Source organism: uncultured Rothia sp., from assembly GCF_963507905.1.
GTDB lineage: Bacteria > Actinomycetota > Actinomycetes > Actinomycetales > Micrococcaceae > Rothia.
Map to the genome: position 1 here is coordinate 21,624 of NZ_CAUOUU010000018.1, position 7,268 is coordinate 28,891.

At 59.9% G+C, this 7,268-nt stretch carries 6 protein-coding genes; all 6 read left to right on the plus strand.

Features of this window, described 5'->3' with window-relative positions:
- Nucleotides 1-16 precede the first annotated feature (16 nt).
- The 6 genes from RQ593_RS09055 to RQ593_RS09080 all read left to right on the plus strand — a co-directional run bounded on the left by RQ593_RS09055 (nucleotide 17) and on the right by RQ593_RS09080 (nucleotide 7,055).
- Nucleotides 17-712, plus strand: coding sequence for a 3'-5' exonuclease (locus RQ593_RS09055; protein ID WP_311450436.1), 696 nt, complete (start codon nucleotides 17-19; stop codon nucleotides 710-712).
- A gap of 151 nt (nucleotides 713-863) precedes the next feature.
- Nucleotides 864-2,231 (plus strand): threonine/serine exporter family protein, encoded by a 1,368-nt coding sequence (locus RQ593_RS09060; RefSeq protein WP_311450437.1) that lies wholly within the window; start codon nucleotides 864-866, stop codon nucleotides 2,229-2,231.
- Between the two features lie 209 nt (nucleotides 2,232-2,440).
- Nucleotides 2,441-3,790 carry a glutamate-1-semialdehyde 2,1-aminomutase gene (gene hemL / locus RQ593_RS09065; protein ID WP_303960263.1) on the plus strand — a complete coding sequence of 450 codons (1,350 nt, stop codon included), beginning with the start codon at nucleotides 2,441-2,443 and terminating at the stop codon, nucleotides 3,788-3,790.
- 32 nt (nucleotides 3,791-3,822) lie between these two features.
- Nucleotides 3,823-5,004, plus strand: a complete 1,182-nt coding sequence (locus tag RQ593_RS09070) for a sugar dehydrogenase (protein ID WP_311450438.1) — start codon at nucleotides 3,823-3,825, stop codon at nucleotides 5,002-5,004.
- 153 nt (nucleotides 5,005-5,157) lie between these two features.
- Complete coding sequence (locus RQ593_RS09075) at nucleotides 5,158-6,351, plus strand: carboxylate transporter (protein WP_311450439.1); 1,194 nt, start codon at nucleotides 5,158-5,160, stop codon at nucleotides 6,349-6,351.
- A gap of 149 nt (nucleotides 6,352-6,500) precedes the next feature.
- A complete protein-coding gene (locus RQ593_RS09080; RefSeq protein WP_311450440.1) occupies nucleotides 6,501-7,055 on the plus strand; it encodes a hypothetical protein in 555 nt (184 codons plus the stop codon).
- Nucleotides 7,056-7,268: the final 213 nt, after the last annotated feature.

The window sequence follows — 7,268 nt, forward strand, 5'->3', positions numbered from 1 at the left end:
GGGTTAGTCTTATAGCATGACCTGGATGAACGGCCTGCGCGCCACTTTTGACCTTGAAACCACCGGTGTGGACGTCACCACCGCCCGCATCGTGACTGCTTCCCTGATTCTGCTGGATCCTCAGGGTAATGTGGTGCGCCGTGGCGAGTGGCTGGCTGACCCTGGCGTTGAGATTCCTGCCGGTGCCGCCGCCGTGCACGGTATCACCACTGAGTACGCGCGTGAGCACGGCCGTCCCGCCCGCGAGGTCGTGTGGGAGCTTGCCGGCGCGATTGGTGCGCTGAACCTTGACGGCGTGCCGATTATTGCGTTCAATGCCGCCTACGATTTTTCGGTGCTGCACCACGAGATGCTGCGCCACAATATTGCCAACGGTGAGCTACCGCCGGGTGTGGTGCTCGACCCGTACGTTCTGCATAAGCACGTGATTCCGCGCAAGCGCGGCAAGCGCACCCTGGAGGTTCTCGCCGCCGAGTACGGTGTCTCCCTGGAGAATGCGCACACGTCCGCTGATGATGCCCTTGCGGCGGAGCGTCTGCTCGTGAAGCTGACCGAGCAGTTCCCCGAGGTCCTCAACGTGGATGCGCGCCAGTTGCACGAGCAGCAGGTTCAGTGGGCGGCGGAGCAGGCGGCGAACTTCCAGGCGTGGTTGCGTACGCAGCCGGGTAAGGAATCTGAGGTCATTGACGGCCGCTGGCCGGTGCGCCGCTAAACTCGCGCTCTCCTCCTCCCCTTTTTCCCTCCCCAACCACCTAACATATCTCGCCTTTACTGACGGGCTGACGCTATCCCCGCCGGAGCTTCTCCCCTATGCTAGAAGGTGACCGCACCTGCAACGAATAGCACGACCCGGAAGGCCTCTCATGGATGATCAGCCCCGCACTACCGAGCCGTACCCTGACACTAATACGCGCAGTATTTATCTGGGTTCTACCCGCCTGGCGCATGAGCATTTGGTGGCGCAGTCTCAGGTGGTGCTCCGCCTGGGTCGCATCCTGATGAAGTCGGGTGCGAGCGCCTACCGTATTAAGGCGTCGATGGCGCGTTTGGCAAAGGCTGTGGGGTTGAAGGAGCATCACGCGCAGGTGACCTTCACCGAGATTTCGACGTCTTCGTACACGGACGGTAATTTCCGTACTGAGGTGGCGGAGCAGCGCACAATGGGCATTAACGCTCATAAGCTGGATCAGCTGGGTAAGTTCATTTCTGAGCTTCCTGAAAAGATCACCCCGGCTGAGGCGAACGCCGAGCTGGACCGTATCGATTCGGCGAAGCCGCTGTACACCCCGTGGATGCTGGCGTTGGCGTCGGCTGTTGCGTGTGCCGGGTTCGCGTTTCTGAACCGTGGCGGTCTGGTGGAGTGCTCGGTCGTGTTCTTGGCGGCGGGTGCCGGCCAGTATTTGCGTTCGACTCTGCTCAAGCGCGGCGTGAGCCACATGGCGACGTGGATGGCCTGCGGTTTCCTGGCGGCGGGCCTGTACATTGCGGTTGTTAATGTGCTGGTTGCGGCGGGTTGGGTTAGCCCGAACCATATGATTGGTTTTATTTCGTCGGTGCTGTTCTTGGTGCCGGGTTTCCCCATGGTGACGGGTATGCTCGACATTTCTCGTATGGACTTTTTGGCGGGTATTTCGCGTCTGACGTATGTGGGTTTGCTGCTGATTAGCGCGTCGTTTGCGGTGTGGCTGTTGGGTTCGCTGTTCCATTTGCCGTTGGCTACTCCGGCGCCTCTTACTCTGGATCCGACCCTGGATTTGCTTCTGCAGGTGCTTTCTTCGGGTGTTGCGGCGGCTGGCTTCGCGATGCTTTTTGCCGCCTCCCCGGTGGCGTGCGTGTGGGGTGGCGTGATTGCTGCGGTGGCGAACCCCGCCCGTATTCACATGGTGGAGGCGGGTATGCCCGCGCATATGGCGGCGACGATTGCCGTGTTTGGTGTGGGTATTTTGGCTGAGATTGTGGCGCCGCTGCATCAGCGTAAGTACACGCGTATTTCCCTGTCGGTTCCGGCGGTGGTGACGATGGTTCCGGGTGTGCTGTTCTACCGTTCCATGTCGCATTTTGCGAGCGGTGACATGTATTCGGCGGCGACCGGTTTCGTGCAGTCCCTACTGATTTTCATGGCGTTGGGTATGGGCCTGGCGTTTGTGCGTCTGCTCTTTGATAAGAACTGGCTGTTTGATCAGGACACTCAGGTGTTGAACAGTCTGGATACCGACCGGCACCTGCGTTAGCGCGTTGCGCATCCTTTCTGTTACCTAACTTGTCTGTTGTGTTTTATCGTCACCTTTCGGTACGTTCAGGTGCTTGTCACCTGCGGTTCATCTGTAGCGCCTATGATGGTTAGGTACGGGACGCTCATAGCGTGCAGGCTCCGTTGCCTGGTGCGCATCGTCCCCTGTAATTCTTTAGTTCGCCGTCTCCGTTGAAAGGCACCGATACGATGACTCCTTCCTCTACCCACCCGCTGCACCACGAAGCCAGCGAGAAGCTGTTTGAGCGTTCTCGCGCGGTGATTCCCGGCGGTGTGAATTCCCCGGTGCGTGCTTTCAATTCTGTGGGCGGCACCCCTGCGTTTGCGGCGAAGGCTAAGGGCGCGTACCTGTACGACGCGGACGGCAACGAGTACGTTGACCTGGTCTGCTCGTGGGGCCCGTCGATTCTGGGTCACGCGCATCCGCAGGTGGTTGAGGCGGTTCAGCAGGCGGCTGAGCGCGGCCTGTCCTTTGGTGCGGCGAGCGCGCCGGAGGCTGAGCTGGCTGAGCTGGTGGTCAACCGTATTAACGCGGCGATTCCCGGTGCGATTGATCAGGTGCGTATGGTGTCCACCGGTACTGAGGCGACCATGACTGCGATTCGTCTGGCGCGTGGTGTGACCGGTCGCGACAAGATTATTAAGTTTGCGGGCTGCTACCACGGTCACGTGGATGCGCTGCTCTCTGAGGCTGGTTCGGGTGTGGCTACCCTGGCACTGCCGGGTTCTGCTGGCGTGACTGCCGCAACCGCCGCGGAGACCATCGTTCTGCCCTATAACGACCTGGACGCTGTGCGTGAGGCGTTCGCGAACCATGAGGGTCAGATTGCCGCAATTATTACTGAGGCGGCGCCCTGCAACATGGGTGTGGTGACCCCCGAGCCCGGTTTCAACCGTGGCCTGCACGAGATTGCTCACGCGAACGGTGCGCTCGTCATTTTTGATGAGGTGCTGACCGGTTTCCGTGTGTCTTCGGCTGGTTACTGGGGTTACGCTGCTCCCGAGGATGGCGGCTGGGTTCCCGATATTTTCACGTTCGGCAAGGTCATTGGTGGCGGTATGCCCATCGCGGCGCTGGCCGGTAAGCGTGAGGTCATGGAGCACCTGGCGCCGGTCGGCCCCGTCTACCAGGCTGGTACCCTCTCCGGTAACCCGCTGTCCGTTGCGGCGGGTATTACGACCCTGACCCTGGCTGACGCCGCCGTTTACGCGCACCTGGATTCGCGTAGCGCCCAGCTGCAGCAGGCTCTGACCGAGGCGTTCAACGCCGCCGGTGTGGACCACTCCATCCAGAGCGCCGGTAACCTCTTCTCGGTGGCATTTGGCACCTCTCAGGAGGGCGTGCACAACTACGCCGACATCAAGGCGTCGGCAACCAGCCGCTACAACGCGTTCTTCCACTCCATGCTCGAATCCGGCGTGTACCTGCCGCCGAGCGCATTCGAGGCGTGGTTCGTTTCTGCCGCCCACGACGATGAGGCGATGGACCGTATCATCTCGGCTCTTCCGGCTGCCGCCGCCGCTGCCGCATCCGCGTAGGGGTTTGAGAGACGTAAGGAGGTGAGCCGCTCATGGATTTGAGCGCTCTGGGCCTGCCCATGGAGCAGCTACGCGACGTGTGGCTGATCGCCTTCATGGTGTACCTGGGCTTGTGCCTGCTGGTGGATATCGCCTACCCGGTGCCCATCAAGAAGGAGAAGGCGGCCGACCTGTACCTTGAGGTGTCCGGTTCGCCCGTTGATGAGGCGCGCCGCGCCACCGCGGAACGTACCGCGATGGGTGCGCCGCTGAGTACTTCCCGCAAGGGTAGCGCCACGAAGAAGGCAAAGAAGAAGCTGGATTCTATTGAAGGCGCCGGTGTGATAAGCGGCTGGTTCCACACGGTCATGTACCTGTGGGGCTGGATTGTGGCGGTCTCCATCTTCACCCTGTACTGGGATATTGTGTACGACGGTATCCTGTTGCCGGCGCTGCTTCTGCCGTTCCTCATGGTGTATTGCGGTGCCCGTTGGGGTCGCCGTCACTGGCGTGAAGCACGCGGTTACAGCAAGGATGACCGGGTGCTGGGCATGCCGCGCATCTACTCGGCGACGCTGGGTAAGCTGAGCGCACCGTTCCGTGTGCGCGGCACCGTTCCGGGTGTGGAGCCGATTCGTGAGGACCGCACCGTCTACTGGGGGCTCAACGGTATTGCGTTCCTGCTCGCCGCGGTCTTCTTGACGTCGCTAGCGGGCTGGAGCATCGACGAGGATTGGGAAGCGATCTATATCGGTCACGCTTCCTGGTTCTTGGCGGCGGCGTACATTCCGCTGATTCTCATGCTGCTGATGTACAACCGCGATTACGTGGTGTACAACCCGGATTCGTTCCAGGCTGGGCGTCTGCTCCTTCCGGCGAAGTCCCGCCCCTACTCTGAGATTCGCGCGTTCCGTGTGTACCCGAAGAACCCGGACGCTATCAAGCTGAACCCGAAGGACGCGAGCCAGTGGCGGCTGGAGATTCTGCTTCCCGGCGGCCGCAAGCACAACTATGCGCTCAATGATCACCAGATTGATTGTTTGGTGGCGCAGATTGCGTTCAAGATTGAGCAGGAACGCTGGGCGCAGCTGGACTCGCCGGCGGACCGTGAAATGTTGGCGAAGTACTTCGTGGATGGCCGCGTCATCTGCACGACCATGGGGTACAAGCCAGCCGGTAAGCATGCGGAGGAGGCGGCACGCCGCGCATCCTTCCAGAAGGCGCAGTACAAGTAAAAGACTCCTATACCGCTCTTATCCCGCGAGAAGCCACATGTGTTTCGAGAAGCCACATAAGACGTGGCTTTTCGAAACACATGTGGCTTCTGAGCACCATAGACACACCATCACCGATACCCCGTAGAGAGACACCGTTAGAGAGGACAATTCATGGACCTTGCAGCCCTGGGCCTGCCCATGGAGCAGGTGCGCAACGTGTGGCTGGTGGCGTTCTTCATCTACCTGGCGTGCTGCCTGCTGGTGGAGGTCGCCTACCCTACGCTTATTGGCGCCTCGCGAGCGCGCGAGGTCTACACCTCGGTGATGGGTTCGCCCGTCGAGGATGTGAAGGAGGCAATTACAGAGCTCGCGGATGCTGGCACTTACCTCACCTCCGAGCAGGAAGAAGCGGCATTCCGCAGGGTTGAAGCCCAGCTGGAAAGCATCAAGGGTTCGAACGCCATTATGGATTTCGGGCATATCCTCGTGTACGGCTGGGCGTGTGTGATTGTCTATTCGACGTTCGTTCTGTACTGGGATATGGCGTACGACGGGATTCTGATTCCGGGGCTGCTTCTGCCGTTCCTCCTGGTATATTGGGCGGCGCGTTGGGGTCGCCGCGGCTGGCGCGTCGCACGCGGTTTCAGCCCTAATGAACGTCACCTGGGCATGCCCGCTATCTACGCCAGGACGCTGGGTCGGCTCAGTGCCCCGTTCCGCACCACGACGGCTATGCCCAGTAGTGAGCCCATTCATGTTGATTGGAAGGGGCAGGGAATCTTCCTCTTTGTGGCGATTCCTGTGGGTGGTTTCTTTCTGCTCTGTTACCTTCATTCGCTCGCGAACACTGAGCTGCTCGGTTACGAGCCCACCTACATCGGTAAGACGTCAATAGCGTTTCTTATTGTCTACGCGCTAGCCATTCCGTACCTGTGGTGTACGGTGCGTTCGTACTATCGGTTCACGCCGACCGTGGTGAAGCGCGGGCGTATTTTCCGTTCGCCCAGGGTCTACCAGTATTCCGATATTGACCGGTTCAAGGTTTACCCCTGGTACACGGGCGATCCCGAGGATATAGACCCTGATGAGCAGATGCCCAGTGATTGGCGTCTTGCCGTCACTTTCTCTAACGGTTCCCTGGAGACTTTTGGCTTCGGGGATTACCGTATCGATTGTTTGGTGGCGCATATTGCGTTCAATCTGGAGCAGGAACGCTGGGCGGATGTGGATTCCCCGGCGGACCGCGAGAAACTACCCCTGTATTTTGTGGAGGGGCGCGCTATTTGCCTCACGCTGGGTTACAAGCCGGCGAATGAGCTGACGAAGAAGGCGGCGCGTATCGCCTCCTTCCGGGCAGTGAATTAGCGGCCGGCGCCAAGCCAAGCATCATCACCGATACCGCCCCGTAGAGAGGACAAATCATGGAGCTAAGCACTCCACCAACGCTGGAGGAGGTTCCTCCCCGAGCCAGACGAGTCTGGAAAAGAAATAACTTCTATTTTGAAACCCACTTTGTGTTGTTTCTAGCTTTCTGCGTTTTCTTCTACGCGCTCATTGGCTGGAGCGTTCTGGGCGTTACTCCGATGTCCCGCCGTGACGCATCCATCATGTTGGGGATTGTTGCCGCTATAACCTTTGCGACTCGCTGGTATTGCAGGAGGCGCTACCTGCTGTTCAACCCCGATTCGTTCTACGTCGGGCGGCTTTTCCTGCCCGCGAAGAAGTACAGTTACAGCGATATTGAGGAGTTCTGCGTCTTCCCGAAGAACCCCAAACAGATCAAGTCGACCTTCTACGAGCCGTCGCAATGGCAGATCGAAATCAAGGTGCCGTCCAGGATCCCGCCGAACCTCGCTCAGCACATACCGTGGCTGCGCAGGCATATTGTGGCGGTGCACGATGAGCGCGTCGTCTGCCTGACCTCCCAGGTTGCGTTCTACCTGGAGCAGGAACGCTGGGCGGACCTGCGCTCCCCCGCTGACCGTGAGAAGCTCGCGGAATACTTCACCAACGGCAACATTGTGTGCACCTCCCTCGGGTACAAGCCCGCCAGCGAAGAACAAGCATAAACGGCGAAAAGCCACATGTGTTTCGAGAAGCCACATAAGACGTGGCTTCTCGAAACACATGTGGCTTCTCAGCGTCTAGAAGAGGGGGTTAGGCGTCCTGCACGCGGAGCGAGCGTGCCGCTTCCCCCCCCCCCCCCCCCCCCCCCGGGCGGGGCGGCTGGCCTGGACAAAAAAAACAACCAATACAATAAAAAAACCCCCTCCCCCCAACCC

Bases quoted from the DNA above. Each gene is read 5' to 3' on its own strand.
- RQ593_RS09055 (WP_311450436.1), top strand. From the start codon at position 17: ATGACCTGGATGAACGGCCTGCGCGCCACTTTTGACCTTGAAACCACC.
- RQ593_RS09075 (WP_311450439.1), top strand. From the start codon at position 5,158: ATGGACCTTGCAGCCCTGGGCCTGCCCATGGAGCAGGTGCGCAACGTG.
- hemL (WP_303960263.1), top strand. From the start codon at position 2,441: ATGACTCCTTCCTCTACCCACCCGCTGCACCACGAAGCCAGCGAGAAG.
- RQ593_RS09060 (WP_311450437.1), top strand. From the start codon at position 864: ATGGATGATCAGCCCCGCACTACCGAGCCGTACCCTGACACTAATACG.
- RQ593_RS09070 (WP_311450438.1), top strand. From the start codon at position 3,823: ATGGATTTGAGCGCTCTGGGCCTGCCCATGGAGCAGCTACGCGACGTG.